Raw genomic sequence first — 19,753 nt, 5'->3', positions numbered from 1 at the left:
CCCCCGCATCAAAGATCGCAATACCCCGACTAGGGGGGCTTGACGATTGCCACTCTTCATAGAGGAGCCGTCGCACCGCGACTGCCTCAGTCGCCCCTTCCCCCATATATCCGAAGTCATCAAGTCAAGCATGACCATGCAATGATTAGAAAACCGCGATCAACCTACTCGCCCCCCTGATCTGCTGAGATGCACACCGTGCTTCAACAATGCAGCTATCGGGCGTCGATAGCGCCTCCCAATAGACTCGCGCGTAGTGAGGACTTTTTGCTAGCCCGAAACACTCCTGATGCGGACCTAGCACTGGCGAGCGCCAGCGAACTCCTCGTGACGCATTTTGCGCCCTCGTGACACATGGTGGGTTAGGGTTCGCCGCTCCGCAAATCATCGACGTGGAGCATCGTCCTACTGGAAGAATAACGCAGTAGCGCGATGCGGCGCAGTCGTGGAATTTATGGGGTGCAAACGGTCGCACTGGTCACTACCTGTCAGAAAGGGTTGAACACGACTGGAAGTGTCGCGGCTTGCCAGAAGACTTACAATCTGACGCCGGGGAAGGATCAAGCGTCTTTGGTCGTTGCATTAACGATTTTGTAAGCAGTCCGGTGGGAGCGCGACGCAGCTTGCGTGTGGTCATTGAGCTGGGAGGGGGCTGGTTTTCCCGGCCGGCCGTTAGGATTAAGCCACCGGAGCGGGCTTAGCTTGAACTGGAGCCAATGAATGGGTGTGAAGATCACCAACGCCGCTTCGACGCCTTTTGACGGCACTTCAATGAGGATGACCTTGCCCCCAAGTTTTATCCAGGTCTGAGTTCGTTCGGGCGGTTGGATATGCCCATATGGGCGGTGGTAGCGGCGGGAGCTGGCGCGGAGCCTTCACAGCGCAGCGCCAGATCCCGACGCGGATGGCAGGTTGCGGCAAACTCGGATGGTGTCTTCCATCCGAGCTGGGGGGGGGGGGGGGGGGGGGGGGGGGGGGGGGGGGGGGGGGGCCGAGCGTCGTTATAGTCGGCGCGCCAGCATCGGAGAGCGACGCGGGCCTGGGCGAGCGAGGTGAACAGCGTCTCATTCAGCAGTTCATCCCGCAGGCGGCCGTTGAAGCTCTCGATGAAGGCGTTCTGCTTGGGTATGCCCGGCGCGAGGTAGTGCCAGGCGACACGCTTCTGATCGGCCCAGGTCAGGATGGCATTGCTGGTGAGCTCGCTGCCGTTGTCGCTCACCACCATCCTGGGCTGGCCGCGCTCGGCGACCAGCCGGTCCAGCTCCCGAGCGACCCGGGCGCCCGAGAGTGAGGTGTCGGCCACCAGCGCCAGGCACTCGCGGGCGCAGTCGTCGACCACGGTCAGGATGCGAAAGCGCCGGCCGTCGGTCATCTGATCCGACACAAAGTCGAGCGACCAGCGATCATTCGGGAGCAGCGACACCGTCATCGGCGCACGTGTGCCGAGGGCCCGCTTGCGGCCACCTCTGCGGCGCACCGTGAGCCGTTCCTCCCGGTACAGCCGGAACAGCTTCTTGTGATTGACCAGGTAGGCCTCCCGCTTGAGCAGGACGTGCAGGCGACGATAGCCGAAGCGGCGGCGCTCGTAGGCGATCGCCCTCATGCGCTGCCGCAGCCCGGCATCATCGGCCCGGCTCGTCTGATATCTGACCGTCATGCGGCAATAGCCGACGGCTTTACACGCCCGCCGTTCGCTCATCCCGTGAACGCCACGAGATGTACGACAGCTTTCCGCTTCGCCGCGGGCGTCACGACTTCTTTCCCAGGAGATCCTTCAGGGCAGCATTGTCCAGCATCGCGTCCGCCAGCAGCCGCTTCAGCCGTGTATTCTCGTCCTCCAGCGTCTTCAGCCGCTTGGCCTCCGAGACGTCCGTTTCGCCGAACTTGGCCTTCCACTTGTAAATGCTGGCGTCGCTCACGCCATGCTTGCGGCACAGATCGGCGACCGCAACGCCAGCCTCGTGCTCCTTCAAAAATCCAGATGATCTGCTGTTCGCTAAACCCGGGAGGAATGTCTCAATTGCCCATTGCTTCCTGACGCTTGCGGATGCCGAGGAAACAGTGGAGACTTGGCGCAGGTACTACAACGAAGAACGGCCGCACGGCGCAATCGGCAACAAACCGCCGATTCTGCTGCAAAACCACGATGGCGCAACCAGCCCGCCACCGTGATCAGGGCGCAAAACTCTAGTTCTGGGTGGTCCAAAGCTCGGCCTCACTGCAAACCCATTCGGACTCTAAATGCTGCTGGATGACATATCGGTGGCAGGTCAGCGTCCAAAAACGACGGCCAATATCATTTTGGCCGTCACCCCCTGTCGAGAGCAGCATCTATGGGCTTACGATACCGGCCTTACTGTTAAAACGGTCAAGGCCAACGCGACGTAATCCTGCAGCTTACCAAATAAACCGTGCCCCGTCCGGCACTTCGCAAGTGAATTCACCTTGATTCACTAGCTCATTGCTTCCAACGACGAGCTTGGAGGCCCGCACAGTCAGTTTGCCCTCCCGACTGAGACTATGACGAATAAATTCCGTCACGGCATGCCCCGAATTGTCAACCGTTTGGTGCGCGTTAGAGAAGCTTATGCCATTCTGGACGGTTACCCTAAAGGCGCTGACAGCCAACCCGGCAAGTGTAGCTGAGCTTGGCTTTCCGCCCTCGGTGGGATTACAGCGGCTCATGTCGAGCAACAATTTAACGTTCTTGCCCGCCTGAAGGGCATTGAGCACCTCAATGTATTTGGGTGATGCGTCATCCGCACTTACGACCGTGCTTTTAACGCTTGCAGAAAACATCATAAGCAGGATGAATATGGACTTTACATTTGATTTCACGGGGCTCGTCTTCCTCTAGATACAATTGCGGGGCTGGGACGTGTCGGACACGCATCGAGCGTCTTGACGCTTTGCCAGCGTCAAGTATCGTTTCGCTTTTCATAAAACAATCATCCTTAGCCGAACGCAAGTCCTGTGGCGACTAATCCACCGCTGCAATATCAGCATTACGCGTTGAATAGTCAGTCTCAGGCCCTGAGATTGCCAGTTGAGCAATACAGCGCAAATTGCTGTACTGTGCGGTTTGATGCCAACCAAAGCTCGACTAACAATAAGCATTACACGACTATGGTCAGATTCTCGAAAGCTGCTTCTGCGACAGACTCCTACCTAACAATGCCAAAGCGCAATTGTATTAGTGCAATCAACGATGTTCCGCAAAGACTTGTCGAACGCTCAAGGTGCACTGCCGCAACCGTCGACACTTGAGTGGCTGCGAGACTAATTTTGTCTCCGCGTTAGTGCAGGAATAGTTGTTCGCTGATCGACATCGGCTTCGAGAACTAGCTGTGGTCGTTCATCCGTCTGGCCTGAACCGAGAAAGCTAAGCTTGCGAGGCGTCAATGTCCCAAAGAACGGCCAGATGAACATCCACAAGAATGCGCCTTTGTCACTCAACAATGCGAGAGGCGATCGTCCGCAGCGCGCGTTGAACACGGGCTGACCTTTGCCGTCCAGTTCAGGAGGGAGGCGGCCGTAACTAAGGAGTTCCGCAGCTACCACCGCCCAAATGGCACATCCACCTGCCCGAACGGCTCCGGCCTGAGAAAGACATTTAGGGGCAAGGTCAGCGGTTCAAGCGATCATCGGTATCGCGGGGGCCGCAAATTTGGGACATAATCGCACCGCACCTCGCACGGCCCGATCCACACAATACTGCTGACTCCTGACAATAATCCACCGCGTTGCTCCTGTGGCCCATCGCGGCAACAAGAGCAATCAGGCGCCACCCCGCCTTGCAAGAACCTACGCCTGCGTTTCCATCAGCCACCTATACGCAGGCTCTCTCATTATCGCTGATAAGCCTCTCTGGCACGTCTCTTTTTGCCGATCCTAGACTAGCCCAGCGGCATAGAGCGCCTTGGCAACTGATTCAAAATGCTGCGAAGGAATTGGATTGCCGAGCTTTGCTTTGTGAAGCAACTGAAGCGTCAGACGTTCGTCTTCAACAACGCAAAGATGCATCGCACGCGCCTCGCGAAGCAGCTGTGAGGCAGCTTCGCCTTCACCACCACAGACCAGGACAGGTACGCCGGTCTCGTTTCGCACATAACGAAGCCCAATCAACACCGTCGCGCCCTTCAGTATCAACGTGGCGCGATGAACGCCAAGGGGAGCCTCGTTCGCCGACTCCTGTCGCAGACGCCGATGCTCTCGCTTCACCTGTGGACTGCCTTGCTGCTCCTTGCTCTCACGCTTAGCTTCACTTTCAGTCATGCGCATGTCCTGCATGAACAGCCAACGCTGGATCAGTAGGTCGCCCAATCCGCCCACCAGAAACGCTCCAGCTGCAATCCCGATCATTGTTTTGATTTCAAAAAATGCAAAGCCAAAACAGGCTAGGCCGCAGGCCGGAATATGGACCATCGCCTTCCAGCTAGCTGCAACGCAGAAAATGAAGATCGCACCAAGCGTAATTATTTTAATCCACGTTTTGCCAAGCTCTATGGCCGAACGCTTTGAGGCAATCCGCTTTAAGCCTTTGAAAGGATCTAATTTATCGAGCTTTGGCTTGAGCGGCTCTAAGGCAAAAATAAAACCGCCATTGGCGAGAATATTAGCCAAAAGGGCCGCTAGGACGGTGGCGGCGAGCAGGGGCGCGACAGTCGCAATAAAAAGTTCTAGTAAACCGCTGAGCGCTCGAGGCACCGCGCTCGTGAATGGCTGTTCTTGCAATTTATCTACTAGTCGGACAGTTTCTTGCCACTTGTCTTGCACCGCACTAGATCGCAACCAAAGGCAGCCTAAACCGGCACAAACGCCAACGCCACTGACAAAATCGGAGCTTCGCGCGCTTTGTCCTTTCTTGCGCGCATCTCGCAGCTTCTTTTGGGTGGGAGGCAGCTTTTTCTCTTCGCTCGTACCGCTCATTTCAAAAGCTTTTTGAGGTACTGAAGCACCTCGTTAGAGTTAATGATTTCGGCCCCAGCGTATTCAAGAAGATAAGCCGTGTAGCTTACCATAATGATCCCGAAGGCACTGTTTTTGATCATGGGTGCGAGGTCATTCATCTTGAGCTGAGGCGCCAAACGACCGAGCATCATGACCGAGATGTCTATCAGCAGCAACAAAGACAGCACTGGTCCGGCGACCAACAAAGTTGTTATCATGATACGATCAAGAAGCGCTAGGCATTCCATTGCAGCTTGCGCCGTCACGGCAGGTAGAAATTGATAGACTGGCCACACGAGGTAACTGCCATAGAGGCCGCCCACCATGGTCTGAAGCCCGCCGACCAGCACGAAGATCGTAACCGCCGCAATACCCAGAAACAGTCCTGTTCCGGACGCTTGGCCGTGCGTAGCGGGATCCTCCCCCGCAACTTGGCTCGAAATTCCTCGTTGCGTATCGATTATATCGCCGACTGCCTGTAGGCTCCATAATGGAATACTGAGCAGGATGCCAAGCACAAGACCGACAAACACCTCCTTGAGGCCAAGCACGCTGACGCTGACCAGGCGAGTGTTTGGATCTAGAGCTCGCAGACCAACCTTGATATGCGTGACGCACGGCAGACCGATCGCAATAGTCAGGCTCCCTCGAATCAGTCCGCTGATCCGCGGCCGGGTGAAGACAGGAAGCACCAACATGACACCCAGGGCGCGGGCGCCGCTAAGGCCTGCTGCGGTAACGAGTTCAATGGTGCTCTGTACAAGAGCTTGCCCCTCTAAGGGTCCCATGATGCCCATACGCAACTCTGTTAGTATCTTGCGGTGAGTACTGGAAACTCACTGAATATTTGCTCGGCCTGATCGATCAGTGGGCCGCTAAGCACTGGCGAAAACCCCGCCAGAACGACGACGACGACCAAAAGCTTGACTGTCAGCGGCAATGTTTGATCCTGTAGCTGCGTTGCGGCCTGAATCAGCCCGATGATCAATCCAGAGAGGAGAGCAGCGAGCAGCGGTGGCAGAACCCAGATCATGAAGAGCATGAGCGATTGGCTTAGATGCGTGAGGATACCTGTTTCATTCATGGCTCAACCTCCTGGCGTCGTGTAGCTCAATACCAACCCGTGCATAAGACGTGACCATCCATCGATAGTGACGAATAGAAAGAGCTTGAAAGGCACAGATATCACCGTCGGTGATACCATCGACATGCCCATGGCCATCAAAATTGTGGTGACAATCAGATCAATGGTGATGAAGGGAAGGTAGAGAAGAAAGCCGATCTCAAAACCCCGCTTTAGTTCGGAAATCAAGAACGACGGCACCAGAATTGCCAAATCGTCCGAAGTTACGCTGCCGCGCATATCTTCCGACCAGACATGCTCTGTTGACGACAAGAAGAAGCGTCGCTGCTCTTCGTTGGTAAATTTCTTCAGATGCGCACGCAGCGGCTCCTGTCCCTCCTTCGCGGCCACCACCCAATCATCGAAGCTTTGGTAGCGAAGTTGCGGGTCGGTGAGTCGGTTATAGGTCTGCTCGAAGACCGGCGCGCTTATGAAAACGGTTAGGATCAGTGCCGCGCCATAAAGAACTATGTTTGGCGGTATCGATTGAGTCCCGAGCGCATTACGCACCAGGAAGAGAACAACCGAGACCTTGATGAACGCAGTTGTTGTGACGATAGCAAACGCCAGGAGGCCAAGTCCGAGGGTAATCGCAAGAAGCGCAAGGATGCTAGGTTGAATCTCAGTCATTGAGACCCAACCTGCCGCGCAATCTGATTGCCAGCTCTTCCCCGATCCGCACAATGTCCCCGCGGCCGATACATCGGCCGTTGGCGAGAATGTCGATTGGGCAATCAAGCGACCGACCAAGTTCAAAGACGTGGCCTTCGTTGATGGAACGTAGCGTTCCTAATGGAATCGGCCATCGGCCACATTCGAATACGAGCGTGATCTCAATGCTGTCGATTTCCGCCTCCGACGGAGTCTGCTGTTGCACTTGGCTCTGGGTCATCAAATCTTCGCTCTGTAAGGGATGGGATCGCAAGCGGAATGGTCCCCGCAACACTAGTTTATCGCCGCTAATTTCCGCAGAAGCCCACAAACGATCAGCAGTGAGGATGATATGGCCTCGTGCGAAAGGTATTGCGTCCGGGAGCAGCGCGTCACCACGTTTGGCCTGCCGGAGAATGTCGATACTCACTCGTAGCGAAGCGATCTGGCCAGCGACTATGATCGGTAGATCAGAGAGCAACCTTGGCGGCTGCCGGGGTAATCGACAAAGTAGCTCGCCGACAACTCGGAACAGCGATGGAACAGGACCGTCCAAGGGGGTGAATAAAAGCAGTCGGGCCTTGCTCGCCATCTCACCATAGATAATATCAAATTCAAGATGGGGAATTGTGGCGGACGCCTCCTGGGTGCGAACAAGCTGCAGATTTCGCTTCACTATTTTCTCCAGCGGAGAAAGCAAGGGTTCGAGTGCGAGTTCAAGGAGGAGCGAACGTATCGGCTCGGAAGGCAGAGCAAGGCCTTCTTGCACGGTCCCAATCAGCGCTTCGGCAAGGATATGGGGGAAAGACAGGACTAAGATCTCACCTTCGACATCAAAGACGCAATCGATCATCGGCAGCTCCGCCAAGTCACCCTGCAAGACGATTCGGCTTAAGCGCGCGGATATGGGCTTCTCACCTAAGAAGTGCTGTGTTGAGGCACGCAATTCCGCGATCTCGTTGAGCCATGAAGCCACGGTGTGCGAGAGCATCGGTATCGGCTTGAAGGCAGCGGGCCCCGCCTCCCCAGATGAGACGATTTCCGGAGGAATTGTCATCATGCTGCGTCGCCGCCGGTATGACCTGATGTGCCTCGCCGGTAGAGAGGCAAGATTTCATCATCGGATTCTTTTTCAGCGGCGGCCTCGAAATAGGCATTCGCCCTTGTCTGAACGTCGCGGTCGATCTCACTCCATTTCTGGCTCGCTGCGGAACACCTTGTCCAAACGATGCGCGCCCCACGAACCGCGGCCTCCGCTTGCTCTTGAGCAGCGCGAGCCTCTTCAACGCCGCGCTGTGCCGCTTCGATCTTGTCTGTAAGCCGACCGATTATGAGATGATGGCGTCGCTGAAGCTCGCACGCCGATATTGCATCGGCGGCTAGCATTTCCCGATATAGTTCGAACTCAACTTTCGCACGTTGATCATGGGCGTATGCCAGATGCTCAAAAGCTTCTTGGGTCGCTCGCATTGCGAGGTGGTGCTTGGCTTCCATGGCGGATAATTCACGAATGGCGCTTCGTTCTTGCTTGTCTTTTACGAGACGCAGCTTTGAGGCGTGACCAGGGTTTAGGCGGCCAAGCGCGACATCCATGCGACTGTCTCCTCAAAGCTGCATGCTTCGCCCTGGCCCTGCCGTAAAAACGCCCGTAGCTTCTCGATCGAAGTTATCGCCCGATCTGTCAGGGGATCAGAGCCTTTCTTGTATTCACCAACTTTGACCAAGAACTCGGCCTCCTCAAAGCGAGATAGCAGATCACGAAATACCGATGCAGCACTTCTATGCGGCGCGGACACAATCGCATCCATAACGCGGCTACGGCTCGATAGCACGTCAATAGCCGGAAAGTGCTCTCGCGATGCCAACGCTCTAGAGAGAATGATGTGACCATCAAGAATCCCGCGGGACTCTTCCGCTATTGGATCACCGTTGCCATCGCCTTCAACAAGCACCGTATAGAATGCCGTAATGGAGCCGTGCTCGCCCATGCCGGCGCGCTCCAACAGGCCGGGCAGCAACGCGAACACGGATGGTGGAAAGCCGCGTCGGGTCGGCGGTTCTCCCGCAGCGAGCCCGATTTCACGCATGGCTCGGCTAAATCGTGTCAAAGAGTCCATCATTAGAACCACGCGGAGACCCTCATCACGAAAATACTCGGCTATTGCCGTTGCCATGTGGGCACATTGAGCTCGCTCCATGGCCGAGCGGTCGGAGGTCTCCACCACAACAACCGAGCGGCTAAGGGACTCGCCGAGATGACGCTCGATGAATTCCCGAACCTCTCGGCCGCGCTCACCGATTAGCGCAACAATTGTAACGTCGGCCGCCGCTCCTCTTACTATCTGCGACATTAGCGTCGACTTGCCGCAACCGGCATCGCCATAAATTCCAATCCGCTGACCTTCTCCACATGTGAGAAGGCCGTCCAAGACACGGATACCGAGCGGAAATGGCTTCTCAATCCCACGCCTCTTCATAGGGTTGGGCGCCTTGCCGCGCAGCGGTCGGGTCGACTCTAGCCTTATCGGGCCTTTATCATCAAGCGGACGACCAAAGCTGTCGATGACGCGGCCAAGCAAATCGGGGCCTACAGCCACCTCCTGCACTCGCCCTGTCATAACCACCTCGGCACGATTGGAGAGCCCTACCATGTCCCCTTTGGGAGTGAGTAAGACTCCATCCGGCAAAAGACCGATAACCTCAGCCTCAAGCGACCAGCCGTTGCGAGGATCCTGCAGTAGGCAAAGTTCTCCGACGCGAGCCTCTGGCAGGACGGCATGCAGCAGCGTACCTACCGCGCGGGTGATTCGGCCGCGGACGGCACGGGTATCAATGTCTCTGGCTGAAGATCGCAACGACGAGAGGACCACCTTTAAAGTCCTATCTACCGCCTCGCCATTATGTGTGACGTGTTTCATGCTCATTTTTCGGTTTCCTGCGATAGGCCAAACCCGACACGCAGAGCGCGGAGCTGCGCCGCAAGTCCAAGGTCGACATTGCCAAACTCGCTCCACAGGACACATTGGTCTGCACTCAGCGCCGGATCGACCTCAATTTTCACCTTCGGCCGCCCCTCTAGACCATCATAGTCGCTGAACTCACCAGCCAGTAGGTCGACTCGGCTTGGCGCCACATGAAGGCAAAGTTCTGTATTTTTATAGCTTTGCTCGATAGCATGACGGACACCCTTAACCAGTATCTCGCCCGGATCAAACGTTCCAAGCAGATCGCGAACAATCTCGAACACGAGTTGAGGCAATTCCCGCTCCAGAACCGCCTTGCGCTGAGCTTCTTCACAAGTCGCTTGCGCGATTAGTCTCGCCATTTCTTCCGAGCCGGCTCTCAAACCTTCATCACGGCCTCGCGCCCATTCCCGCTCATAGGCCTGTCGTGCCCACCCGCGAACTCGCTGCAGATATCGATCGGCAGCGGCCTGCGCGCGCACAGCGTCCGCCCACAGATCAAGCTGCGCAGCAGGGATAAGCGGTCCAAGAGGCCGAATTTGCGGCGCCAAGGGTGTTGTTGGAGCGTCGGCTGTCATACCCCATCAGCCTCCGCGCGCAAATACGCAATGACTTGAGAAAGCAGAGGGCCTGCGGCGCTTCGGTGTTCAGCCAACGGATTGTCCGCGGCCGTTCCAACCGGCAAACGAACAAACACGCGCATACGATCAAGCCATGACGCCTGTTCGAGCCAAGCACCGAGACAAGCGTGCCCGTCATATTCTATCTGTGTTGACAATTGCCGTGGATCGTCGATCGGCCCCTTCACGACTGCCTTGGATGAGTGTCGCATAGCGAAAGCATGTGCGTCGGAACCAATCAACTCCACTAAAATAGACAGATCGCGCCTCGCAACCATTTTCAGAATGGAGCGTGCATGCCATATGCTACCCGCAAGCAGAGCAACCCGGCGCGGATCATGGCCGAGAAGAAGATCCTCGCTCCAATCGGTATCGCCTATCGCCACTTCTTCCCCAAGCAGCAATGCAGCCAGCCTAGGCTGCAGCCTAGCACTTTGCTGTAGCCGAGCCAGTAAAGAGTTGGAAAGCCGCGGATCAAGATGCTTAGCCAAACGACTGAGGTCTGCGGACGCCACAAGCTCGTGGAGCCGGTCGTCGTCGAGGATGGACGAATAACTTGGTTTGGTGGATGACATTGAAATCGGCCCCACACTATGTCGCATCATCAATCACTTTTTCGTCCCCTTGCTCAGCAGATAGACGCAAGCCCTTTCCGCTCATGCTCAACTTGCGCGATGACCGACGAAACTGATGTAAGCGAGAGCGTAGCAACAGCCAGGCTAGGATGCCGAACACTGCTCCGACACCAATCACAGCAAGCGCGAGGAGCGGCGCCGAAGGGCCCCCTGTTGCCTGTACCGTCGGGGGAGCCAGTTGCCCGATTGCAGCACGCTCGACCGGGACAAAAACAACCGCAACCTTGTCGTAGGACAGTCCCTCAATGCTGTTTGCGACAAGCATCTTGATCTGCGGTAACAACGCCGAGAGCTTCGCGCTAGAGCCATGACGAATGAAGACCGAAGCTGATGACGGGGTCGCATCCTGCCTCAACAGGTCATTCTTCGGCAGCACGACATGGACCCGCGCTGAAAGGACACCATCAATATCGCTGATCGTGCGCGACAATTCCTCGCTTAGAGCATAGACGTAACGCGCCCGCTCTTCAACTGGAGAGGCAACGAGACCACCCCCCCTGAATACATCGCCAAGATTCTTGAAGCTCTGCCTCGGCAGCCCTTCAACATTGAGCAGATCAATAGAATAGGCGAGCTGCCTCTCCTCGACCTGAATTGTACTGGATCCGTCTTTGGCAACAATACGAGTGGCATCAACCCCCCTGCCAAGGAGAAGCGACAAAATTTCATTAGCTTCACGCTCCTGAATTTTGGTGTAGAGATCAGCCTTACAGCCAACCAGCGACAGCAAAACAGGAAGCGCAAGACACACAAAAATTAGTCGCAGCGATCTACGGTCACCACGCCCACCCCCATTCATCACGCAGCCCCGCCCCTCAGCCGGCCGATAGCAGCTTGTTCAGCGATGAGCTGACGGCACTGGTCGTTTTTGAGACCAGCGAAACCTGAATGACATCCCTGTAAACATCTCGCAAGTTCGCCATCATCACATCAAACCCCTCGCCCCCAGACTCGACACCCGCACGTTCATCAACGCGCCCCGCCGACACGATTGGTTGCGCAGCAGGCCCAGGCTGCACACCAGCCACGGAAGCGGACACAGCCACTGATGGAATAGCGACACCGCGGTACATACTCGAAAGAGCCTGCAGGACTCGAACACCAGGCGGATCGGCTAGAACATTCGCACGCTCAACCTCCAACACTTCTGGAGAAGCGACGATCTTGCCCGCAGGCGGAAAAGCCTCTCCTGAACCTGAAGCCACCCGAGCCAAGCACGCCCCAAAGCGCGACTGATCGCCGACAGCCCCCGATAGGCAATCAACAGGAAGACATTCGGCTAAATTGTGGGAGATCGGCGCGGCGGCCAACAACATGGGATGCATCATTGTGCTCGCTTGATAAGCCCTAGGCGCGTGACGAAGGAACAGCCAAAGTCAATACGCGGGCGAGCTGACGAAAACCTGACCGACATCGGGCCACTCGCGTCATCTTAAGATCACGTTTGACGTTCAAGCTTAGACCACACTGCAACTCCATGATGAGCGGAAGGCGCCTGAGATGCTCGCACGATCCACGATTGCATTCAGTTCGATGAGACTTATTTGCTTCAGCGTTTTTTTCTGTATCGGAGTAACACGCTCGTCCGGGGCCTCTCTCTCCCTGCCGTCGGGCCCTTATAGCTACACCGTTCTAGATCAAGATCTCTCCGCCACACTCCAGGAGTTTGGGAACAATCTCAATGTCAGGATCAGCGTTAGTGCGGAGGTCAAGGGGCGAGTTCGAGGTCGACTGCCGGACCTTCCCCCACAAGACTTTCTCGATCGCCTAACTGCCTTATACAATCTCCATTGGTATTATGACGGACTTGTCCTCTACGTTTCCGCTGCTCACGAGACGCAAAGTCGGCTCCTCGCATTGGGCCCCATCGGCTTCGATGCGCTCAAGTCAGCGCTTGACGCGCTCAACATCTCTGATCAGCGCTATATAGTGAAGCCGGCACCGGGAGATGGCCTCGTCCTTGCTTCCGGGCCGCCCCGGTTCGTCGCGCTGGTTGATCAGACGCTCAAGGGCCTTGTGGCAGCAGCGCAGGTGCGGCGTAGTCCCGTCTCGGCCGAAAGAATACAAGGCGAGTCGGTTTTGATGTTGTTTCGCGGCTCATCAAGCACGGTTTTACGGGATGGCCAGCTGGAAGGTTCTCCTGAAACGCCGCACCATGAGAGGTAAGCATCCGCCGTAGACCCAGATGACGCCATCCTCGATGTCCAATTCGCTGGCGACGTCGTGCAACCATTCCTCATCTTCGCCGAGGTCCTTGGCAACCTTGGCGATGGTGGTGACGTGGTGAACTTTGTTGACGTGCGTGGTCATGCTGCTCGGGTGGAGAGCGCTGCGGCCTGAGGCGTCCAGTTCCAGGGCAGCAGTTCGTCGAGCCGTTGGGACGGGTGAGCGGCAATCCGGTCAATGACATCGGTCAGCCAGGCTTGCGGATCGATCCCGTTCATTTTGGCGGTGACGATCAGGCTGTACATCGCAGCTGCGCGCCGGCCGCCGCGATCAGACCCGCAGAAGAGCCAGGATTTTCGACCTAGGGCGATGCCTCGCAGACCGCGCTCGGCGGCATTGTTGGAGAGGCACACACGACCGTCATCGAGGAACAGCGTGAAGCTCGGCCATCGCTTCAGCACGTAATTGAATGCCTTGGCAAGGTCGTGCCCCCGGGCGAGCTTGGCGAGTTGCTCTTGCATGTAGAGCCGCAGGTCTTCGGTCAAAGGCCGACTGAGCGTCTGCCGTGCTTCGAGACGCTCCTGCGCGCTTTTGCCATTGATGGAACGCTCGATCTCGAACAACGCGTCGATCCGGCGCACGACCTCGATTGCGATCGGAGAAAGCGGGATCTCCTTCTTGCCCGCAGCCTTGCGGCGCGCATTCTCCTCCAGATCGGCCATGGCAAAGAACGGGCGCCGCGCATGCGCCCAGCACGACGCCTCGCGGATCGGTCCAGGGCCGCGTCCAGCCAGATAGAGCTGGTTATAGCCGTCATAGGCGTCGGCCTGCAGGATGCCGGCATACCGCGCCAGATGCGCCTGCGGATGCTCGCCCTTGCGATCGCGCGAGTAGTAGAACATCGCTGCCGGCGGGTCCGCACCACCGAACGGCCGGTCGTCCCGGACATAGATCCAGCACCGCCCCGTGTCAGTCTTTCCCTTGGCCAGCACCGGCACGGTCGTATCGTCGGCATGAAGGCGCTCGGCCGTCATGACATGCGCTTCAACCAGGCGCAGCAGCGGGTCCAGCGACGCACAGACCGACCCCACGGCATCCGCCATGGTCGAGAGCGCTATCGGCACGCCCTCCAGCGCATAGCGCTCGGCCTGGCGGTTCAAGGGCTGATGCTGACCGAACTTCTCGAACATGATCATCGCCAGCAGGCTCGGCCCGGCCCATCCTCGCGCCACGGCATGGAACGGCGCCGGCACCTGGCTGATCTTCTCGCAGTCCCGGCAGGAGAACTTCTCCCGCCCCGTCTCGATCACCTTCCATTGGCGCGGCACCACCTCCAGCGTCCGCGTCACGTCCTCGCCGAGCTTGCGCAGGCGATTGCTGCCGCAGCATTCGCAAGCCGTCGGCGGCTCGATCACCACCCGCTCGCGGGGCAGATGTTCGGGGAAGGTTTGTCGCTCGGTGCGCTTGCGCGTGAAGGCGCGGACCGTGCTGGTCTTCGCCGCGGCGCGTTCCGCCGCAAGCTCGTCCTCGGTGGCGCCAGCTTCCTGCTCTTCGAACGTCAGCGCCAGTTGTTCGAGCAGGCGTGATGAACGCTCCGACCGCTGCCCGTAGATCTGATGCCTCAGCTTGGCGATCTGCAGCTTCTGGGACGCGATCAGGGCTTCGTCTTCCGATGCCTTGGCTCGGGCAGCCGCAAGCTCGGCAGCGACCTCCAATCCCTTCGCGCGCTCGGCCCCCAACGCCTGTTTCAGGGCGACGACGTCATCCGGTCCAGCATCGCAATCGGCGTTCATGCGACGCAGTGAATCACAGATCAGGCCGGTTGGAACTCCCTAAATACCGGAAAGCCGCAACTATCTCTGCTCAGCCTGCGCTCTGTGGCCGCCATGTCAGCTGCGGATTCCTCCAATCGATCGCCTCAAGCATGTAGGCCATCTGCGCGGCCGAGATCGACACCGCGCCATTGGACACCGAGGGCCAGATGAACTTTCCTCGGTCGAGGCGCTTGGCGTAGAGCGACAAGCCGATTCCGTCATGCCACAGGATCTTGACCAGATCCCCGCGACGGCCGCGGAAGATGTAGAGATCGCCGGCGTGGGGATCTCGCTTCAAAATCTCCTGGACCATCAGGGCCAGGCTCTGCATACCACGGCGCATGTCCGTGTGGCCGGTCGCAATCCAGACCTTGACGTCGCTCGGGATCGGAATCATCGCCGCCTCAAAAGGTCGAGAATGCGCCGAAGTGCCTCGGTGTCCACGTCGCGGTCGACGCGCACGCAGCAGTCGTCCAGTTCGATCTCGATCGTTCCGGCCCGCATGCTCGGTGCGGCACGCGATGGCGACGGTGGTGATGGCACCCTCGTCAAGTCGTCAGCCTGCGACGACACGATGGCGACAGGAACGATAGCCGGCACAGCCTCGGCACCCAGCCGGCCCTGCCGCGCCTGCCGGCGCCAGGTGAACAGCAGGCTCTGAGCCACCCCATGCCGCCGGGCAACTCCGCAGACGGTCTGCCCGGACTGCATCGTCTCCTCGATCAGACGAACCTTATCCTTATAACTCCATCGACGCCGCCGTTCGGCGCCCAAAACTTCCATCTGCATCGCCGCATGACCTCAAGGCTGGACTTAAGGCCATATCCTTAGGCGGCCGGTGACGCCGAACAAGGCGGCCTACGCCGGAGCGATACCATGAGAGCGCACTGCCCAAGGACAATCGAGGCCAACGGTGATCCTCGAAGGTACAAAACTGCGCCGAGTAAAGTCGCCCTATTTAGCGTAAGATATATTCCCCGATCGTCAGATCTACAAAAGCTCCGGCGGCTACCAATACGAGCCTGCGAGCTTTGCATTTCAGCTCGTTAGATACGGCTGCGGTAGATGGATCAGACACCGGGCCCTCAAGGACAACCACATGGACAGTGCCATCGTTGCTTGGAGCGCGGAGCACTCGAGAGAACAACATGAACCTACAACAGTTTACTTTCGCCCGACCGCAGGCGGCGGCTTTGCGGAGCGCTGACCGCTTTATCAGCGGGAAGGAGGAAGATGTTCGATTCTGTTACCGCGCCACGTAGAATTTAAGCACGGAACTAATTTCTTTTTGAAGGCACACTATAGAGCAGATCGTCGCGCAGCGCGGCTTTCGGGGCTGCCGGTCAGCCGCGCTTCGTCGGCAAAGACCTGAGGCGTTTTGCCGGACGTGAAGTACAGATTGCGCTCGTCTGGAGGTCGTCGGGGCCTGGCAGCGAGCCGTGTTCGACCAAGCTGACATTGCTCAGCTCGGGGCCGTCCATGTCGAGATCGCATATGCCGAAGACCTTTGTCCTGCCAGTTGCCAGGACTAATGCGCAGGTGCGTACTCTCAAAGATGAGGTGCGCATCCGAATGAGGCGCGACGGGCGGGTCCTCAGCGAGGATATCGAGGGGCAACCGTTAAGCCGTCGTGTCACAACCAGACACTTGCCTTCGCAACCGCTATTAGATAGAATTCCTGGCCCGCGTGATCGTCTCGCCGTAATCGACCGCGCCACCGCGACCATCACCTGCATCGACAATCAAGCGGAACAAAATCCCTTTTTCGAAGTCGACTTTGCGGGACGCCGGGCCAGCTTGCGCGGGACAAAGCTTGCTGATAAGCTCAGCGCGGCTGGTGCACGCCTATAAGACAGCCGAGCACGTCACCAAGCTGTGGCGACGATTGCCCTTACCTCGCCCAGTACAGCAGCACCTATTCCAACGAGCGTCAGAGTGCATCGATTGACGCATGACCCGGGCGCGCGCAGGCTATGGGATGCCCCAAACGCGCCGAGCCATGATCGAGTTGTATCTTTGGCTGGGGTAAGCAGCACGGAACGATGCACAAGACAAAGCACCGGGGCCGCGACCGCGTACTTGGGGCAGCAACAGATCGTGTCCCCGGGCGTGGGGTAACTCGGTAGAGCAAGGTCGTCCGCCCGCGCACTCCCCCATAGCGCCGTAGCGGGTGGACGGCTTTGTTGTGGTCACCGGTGATTGCCCGACTGGGCCGGGGTTGCTGACACCAACCTGATTCGAGGGGCAACCTATGACCGACGAGATGATCAAGCTTCGCGCGCTCGTGGAGAAGGCACGGACGCCGATCTTCTGCGCGAGATGATCGGCTTTGCAGTCCAGCGGTCGCCGGGCTGACCGGAGCATCCATGGCGAGAAGAGCTCCGAGCGTCGGGCGCAGCGCAACGGTTACCGTGAGCGGGCCTGGGAGACGCGCGCCGGCGCGGTCGAGCTGCGCATCCCCAAGCTGCGCAAGCGAAGCTACTTCCCGGGCCTCCTGGAGCCGCGCCGGATGGCCGAGAAGGCGCTGACCGCCGTGATCCAGGAAGCTACGTCCAGGGCGTCCCGCCCCGTTCAGTCGACGACCTCGTGCAGGCTATGGGGATGAGCGGCATCTCCAAGAGCCAGGTGAGCCGGCTCTGTGGCGAGATCGACGACAAGGTGAAGGCCTTTCTCGCCCGTCCGATCGAAGGCGACTGGCCGTATCTGTGGATCGACGCCACCTACGTGAAGATGCGGCAGAACGGGCGCAGCCGGCACCGGAATGACCCCGGTGATCCACCATGCCAGCTACACCACTCTGTGGGACACGATCTAGGCCGCCCTCCTCGAATGATGTCTCGCCCGACCGCAGCACCTTGCGGACGGTGTTCCACGAGACCTTGAGGTCCCGGGCAATCTCCTTGATCGTCTTGCCCTTGACGAAGTGCTCGCGCCTGATCCGCGCAATCGTCTCCACAACCAGCATCCCCCTGACCCCCCGCTTCAACCCGAAGCGGGCAGCCTGCTACGGCCAACAATCGGGGGGTCAATTTTGGACGCCGATCCCCCGGCTTAGGGGGGCAAATTTGCACGCCGGATAACACGAAAATGTTACCGGACAATTCCGCCGATGACTGGGGCGGCGTTACCGAATCAGGTCGGTGGCGCCAATGGCGAGCGGGATCAGCATGGGCGCAAGGCGCGAGATGTTGGCCGCGGTGGCGGAGCGCTACCGTGCGGCTGGACGGGTTGAGAAGGGTAGGATCTTTGACGAGTTGACAGCAACGACGGGTTGGCACCGCAAGCACGCGGTGCGGGCACTGTCGGTTGCTGGAAGCGACAGGCCCAGACCATCACTCGACGAAGGGACAACGGGCCGATCCGAACCAGCGACAAGTCGGCGGCGCAAATACGCCAGCGTGCGCGACGCTCTGGTCGCGCTGTGGGAGGCCTCCGATCGTGTCTGCGGTAACTTGTATCGATGATCCCAGTGCTGTTGCCCGCGCTGGAGCGGCATGGCCGGCTGAAGCCGACGAGCGCCGAGCGAGTGCTGCTGACAACTCTGAGCGCGGCAACGATTGATCGGATGTTGATCGACGTCAAAGTTGCGGCCGCTGGGGGACGCCGGCGGCGTGTCGGATTCTACTCGGCGCTTCGACGCGAGGTGCCGATCCGCAGGTTCAATGACTGGGCAAACCCGCCGCCGGGCTTTTGCGAGATCGACATGGTTGCGCACGGTGGAACCAGCGTCGCCGGCTCGTTTATCCAGACATTGACCATGGTCGACATCGCAACGGGATGGACGGAATGCTTGCCTCTGGTGACACGCGATGGCAGCCTCGTCGTGGAAGCGATGACGCGAGCACAGGGCCTGTTCCCTTGGGTAATCTGTTGCGCCGACTTCGACAACGACAGCGCGTTCATGAACGACGTCGTCGTTCCATGGTGCCGAGCACAGAAGATCGAGGTCACGCGGTCACGTGCCTACAAGAAGAACGATCAGGCTTTCGTGGAGCAGAAGAACGGCGCGGTGGTCAGGCGGCTTGTCGGATACGGACGCTTCGACGGGGTCGAGACGGCCCGGGTGATGGCACGTCTCTCCGCGGCGGCACGCCTGCTGGTGAACTTCTTCCAGCCGTCATTCAAGCTTAAAGAGAAGCGACGCGAGGGTGCCAGGATCATCAAACGCTATCATCCGCCCACTACACCGTACGAACGTGCACTCGAACACCCGAAACTTCCCTCGGCGATCAAGCGCCGTCTGCGCGAGACATATCGGACTCTCGCCCCCGTGCAATTGCTTGCTACGATCCGTTCGGCACAAGAAGAGCTCGGCGAACGGATCGGCAAGCGCGGTCTGCGATAGCTGCCAAGGTATCTTCGGTCGACCCGCGCTCATTCGCCCGGTCGCTTGGCAACTCGGCAAAGACCACCGAGGTGCGGGCTACGCACCGCCTGCCGAAACGGCGATACAAAAAGCGCGTTCGCATGCCGTCCAAGCTCGATCCCCATCTCGCGACGATCGAGAGCTGGCTCGCCGTCGAGCCGCAGCTCACTGCACTGACCATCGTGGGCCGGCTCACCACCATTGATCCCCTGACGTTCAGCGACAAGCAGGATTCCATCGTCCAGCGCTTGCTTCGGTCCCTCCGGCGGAAAGTGGCGGAGACAGCCATCGTATCCATGCCCGTCGACGAAATACGGCCCGGGGCTGTGGACGGCGCTGCGTGTGATGAGCACTCCGCCCCGCCCACACCCCCTCCAAACCGAGTTGGCCGCGGCCAGAGACCGGTCTGGGCCGGTTCGTAGACCTTCGTCCGGGTAACATTCCTCGCTGAGGCAATACGCGGGG

Annotated in this window: 19 protein-coding genes and 4 pseudogenes; 4 read left to right on the top strand and 19 right to left on the bottom strand. The window is 58.5% G+C overall.

Going from position 1 to position 19,753, the window contains the following annotated elements:
* Positions 1-796: 796 nt before the first annotated feature.
* A pseudogene (locus BRAD285_RS05555) lies at positions 797-2,013 on the bottom strand (IS3 family transposase).
* Between BRAD285_RS05555 and BRAD285_RS35225 the strand changes: the two are divergent.
* A pseudogene (locus BRAD285_RS35225) lies at positions 2,004-2,172 on the top strand (integrase core domain-containing protein); the annotation flags it as partial. The pseudogenes BRAD285_RS05555 and BRAD285_RS35225 overlap by 10 nt on opposite strands.
* A gap of 225 nt (positions 2,173-2,397) precedes the next feature.
* Here the strand turns inward: BRAD285_RS35225 and BRAD285_RS05545 are convergent.
* The 17 genes from BRAD285_RS05545 to BRAD285_RS36625 all read right to left on the bottom strand — a co-directional run bounded on the left by BRAD285_RS05545 (position 2,398) and on the right by BRAD285_RS36625 (position 16,403).
* A complete protein-coding gene (locus tag BRAD285_RS05545; RefSeq protein WP_006612536.1) occupies positions 2,398-2,838 on the bottom strand; it encodes a VirK family protein in 441 nt (146 codons plus the stop codon).
* A gap of 1,053 nt (positions 2,839-3,891) precedes the next feature.
* Positions 3,892-4,929 carry an EscU/YscU/HrcU family type III secretion system export apparatus switch protein gene (locus BRAD285_RS05540; RefSeq protein ID WP_006612535.1) on the bottom strand — a complete coding sequence of 346 codons (1,038 nt, stop codon included), beginning with the start codon at positions 4,927-4,929 and terminating at the stop codon, positions 3,892-3,894.
* Complete coding sequence (gene sctT / locus BRAD285_RS05535) at positions 4,926-5,747, bottom strand: type III secretion system export apparatus subunit SctT (RefSeq protein WP_006612534.1); 822 nt, start codon at positions 5,745-5,747, stop codon at positions 4,926-4,928. The genes BRAD285_RS05540 and sctT overlap by 4 nt, the downstream gene beginning before the upstream one ends.
* An 11-nt stretch (positions 5,748-5,758) precedes the next feature.
* Positions 5,759-6,034: a flagellar biosynthetic protein FliQ gene (locus BRAD285_RS05530; protein WP_006612533.1), complete on the bottom strand. Its 276-nt coding sequence runs from the start codon at positions 6,032-6,034 to the stop codon at positions 5,759-5,761.
* 3 nt (positions 6,035-6,037) lie between these two features.
* The gene (sctR, locus tag BRAD285_RS05525; RefSeq protein WP_006612532.1) at positions 6,038-6,703 is read right to left on the bottom strand and encodes a type III secretion system export apparatus subunit SctR; all 666 of its coding nucleotides are present in this window, start codon (positions 6,701-6,703) and stop codon (positions 6,038-6,040) included.
* The gene (gene sctQ / locus BRAD285_RS05520; RefSeq protein ID WP_006612531.1) at positions 6,696-7,784 is read right to left on the bottom strand and encodes a type III secretion system cytoplasmic ring protein SctQ; all 1,089 of its coding nucleotides are present in this window, start codon (positions 7,782-7,784) and stop codon (positions 6,696-6,698) included. The genes sctR and sctQ overlap by 8 nt, the downstream gene beginning before the upstream one ends.
* Entirely contained in the window at positions 7,781-8,317 is a 537-nt protein-coding gene (locus tag BRAD285_RS05515) for a hypothetical protein (protein ID WP_006612530.1), read from the bottom strand. Before BRAD285_RS05515 ends, sctQ begins: the two co-directional genes overlap by 4 nt.
* Positions 8,293-9,648: a type III secretion system ATPase SctN gene (sctN, locus tag BRAD285_RS05510; protein ID WP_006612529.1), complete on the bottom strand. Its 1,356-nt coding sequence runs from the start codon at positions 9,646-9,648 to the stop codon at positions 8,293-8,295. The genes BRAD285_RS05515 and sctN overlap by 25 nt, the downstream gene beginning before the upstream one ends.
* Positions 9,645-10,265, bottom strand: a complete 621-nt coding sequence (gene sctL / locus BRAD285_RS05505; protein WP_006612528.1) for a type III secretion system stator protein SctL — start codon at positions 10,263-10,265, stop codon at positions 9,645-9,647. Before sctL ends, sctN begins: the two co-directional genes overlap by 4 nt.
* Complete coding sequence (locus BRAD285_RS05500) at positions 10,262-10,882, bottom strand: nodulation protein NolU (protein WP_244422233.1); 621 nt, start codon at positions 10,880-10,882, stop codon at positions 10,262-10,264. Before BRAD285_RS05500 ends, sctL begins: the two co-directional genes overlap by 4 nt.
* A 16-nt stretch (positions 10,883-10,898) precedes the next feature.
* A complete protein-coding gene (sctJ, locus tag BRAD285_RS05495; protein WP_035646799.1) occupies positions 10,899-11,741 on the bottom strand; it encodes a type III secretion system inner membrane ring lipoprotein SctJ in 843 nt (280 codons plus the stop codon).
* 16 nt (positions 11,742-11,757) lie between these two features.
* On the bottom strand, positions 11,758-12,258 hold the full coding sequence (locus BRAD285_RS35675) for a nodulation protein NolB (protein ID WP_172889742.1): 501 nt from the start codon (positions 12,256-12,258) through the stop codon (positions 11,758-11,760).
* Positions 12,259-13,054: 796 nt separating this feature from the next.
* A complete protein-coding gene (locus BRAD285_RS05480) occupies positions 13,055-13,252 on the bottom strand; it encodes a hypothetical protein (RefSeq protein ID WP_087877606.1) in 198 nt (65 codons plus the stop codon).
* Entirely contained in the window at positions 13,249-14,901 is a 1,653-nt protein-coding gene (locus BRAD285_RS05475; RefSeq protein WP_157681666.1) for an IS66 family transposase, read from the bottom strand. The genes BRAD285_RS05480 and BRAD285_RS05475 overlap by 4 nt, the downstream gene beginning before the upstream one ends.
* 70 nt (positions 14,902-14,971) lie before the next feature.
* Entirely contained in the window at positions 14,972-15,319 is a 348-nt protein-coding gene (gene tnpB, locus BRAD285_RS05470) for an IS66 family insertion sequence element accessory protein TnpB (RefSeq protein WP_006613318.1), read from the bottom strand.
* Complete coding sequence (locus BRAD285_RS05465) at positions 15,316-15,705, bottom strand: transposase (protein WP_157681665.1); 390 nt, start codon at positions 15,703-15,705, stop codon at positions 15,316-15,318. Before BRAD285_RS05465 ends, tnpB begins: the two co-directional genes overlap by 4 nt.
* Before the next feature lie 560 nt (positions 15,706-16,265).
* The gene (locus BRAD285_RS36625) at positions 16,266-16,403 is read right to left on the bottom strand and encodes a hypothetical protein (protein ID WP_371507544.1); all 138 of its coding nucleotides are present in this window, start codon (positions 16,401-16,403) and stop codon (positions 16,266-16,268) included.
* 770 nt (positions 16,404-17,173) lie between these two features.
* On the opposite strand from BRAD285_RS36625, the pseudogene BRAD285_RS05455 reads away from it, so the two are divergent.
* Positions 17,174-17,670 (top strand): annotated as a pseudogene (locus BRAD285_RS05455) (transposase); the annotation flags it as partial.
* A gap of 79 nt (positions 17,671-17,749) precedes the next feature.
* Here the strand turns inward: BRAD285_RS05455 and BRAD285_RS36155 are convergent.
* Positions 17,750-17,887: pseudogene (locus BRAD285_RS36155) on the bottom strand (IS21 family transposase); the annotation flags it as partial.
* 504 nt (positions 17,888-18,391) lie between these two features.
* Here BRAD285_RS36155 and BRAD285_RS05450 point away from each other — a divergent pair.
* Together BRAD285_RS05450 and BRAD285_RS05445 are read left to right on the top strand one after the other, a co-directional pair.
* Positions 18,392-19,267 (top strand): DDE-type integrase/transposase/recombinase, encoded by an 876-nt coding sequence (locus BRAD285_RS05450; RefSeq protein ID WP_172889740.1) that lies wholly within the window; start codon positions 18,392-18,394, stop codon positions 19,265-19,267.
* Between the two features lie 122 nt (positions 19,268-19,389).
* Positions 19,390-19,710 (top strand): hypothetical protein, encoded by a 321-nt coding sequence (locus tag BRAD285_RS05445; protein ID WP_035646313.1) that lies wholly within the window; start codon positions 19,390-19,392, stop codon positions 19,708-19,710.
* The last annotated feature ends 43 nt before the right edge of the window (positions 19,711-19,753 follow it).

The sequence above is a fragment of the Bradyrhizobium sp. ORS 285 genome (genome assembly GCF_900176205.1).
In the GTDB taxonomy this organism is placed as follows: Bacteria; Pseudomonadota; Alphaproteobacteria; order Rhizobiales; family Xanthobacteraceae; genus Bradyrhizobium.
The sequence above is the reverse complement of the archived record's forward strand: the minus strand, read 5'-3'. Positions and strand labels throughout refer to the sequence as shown.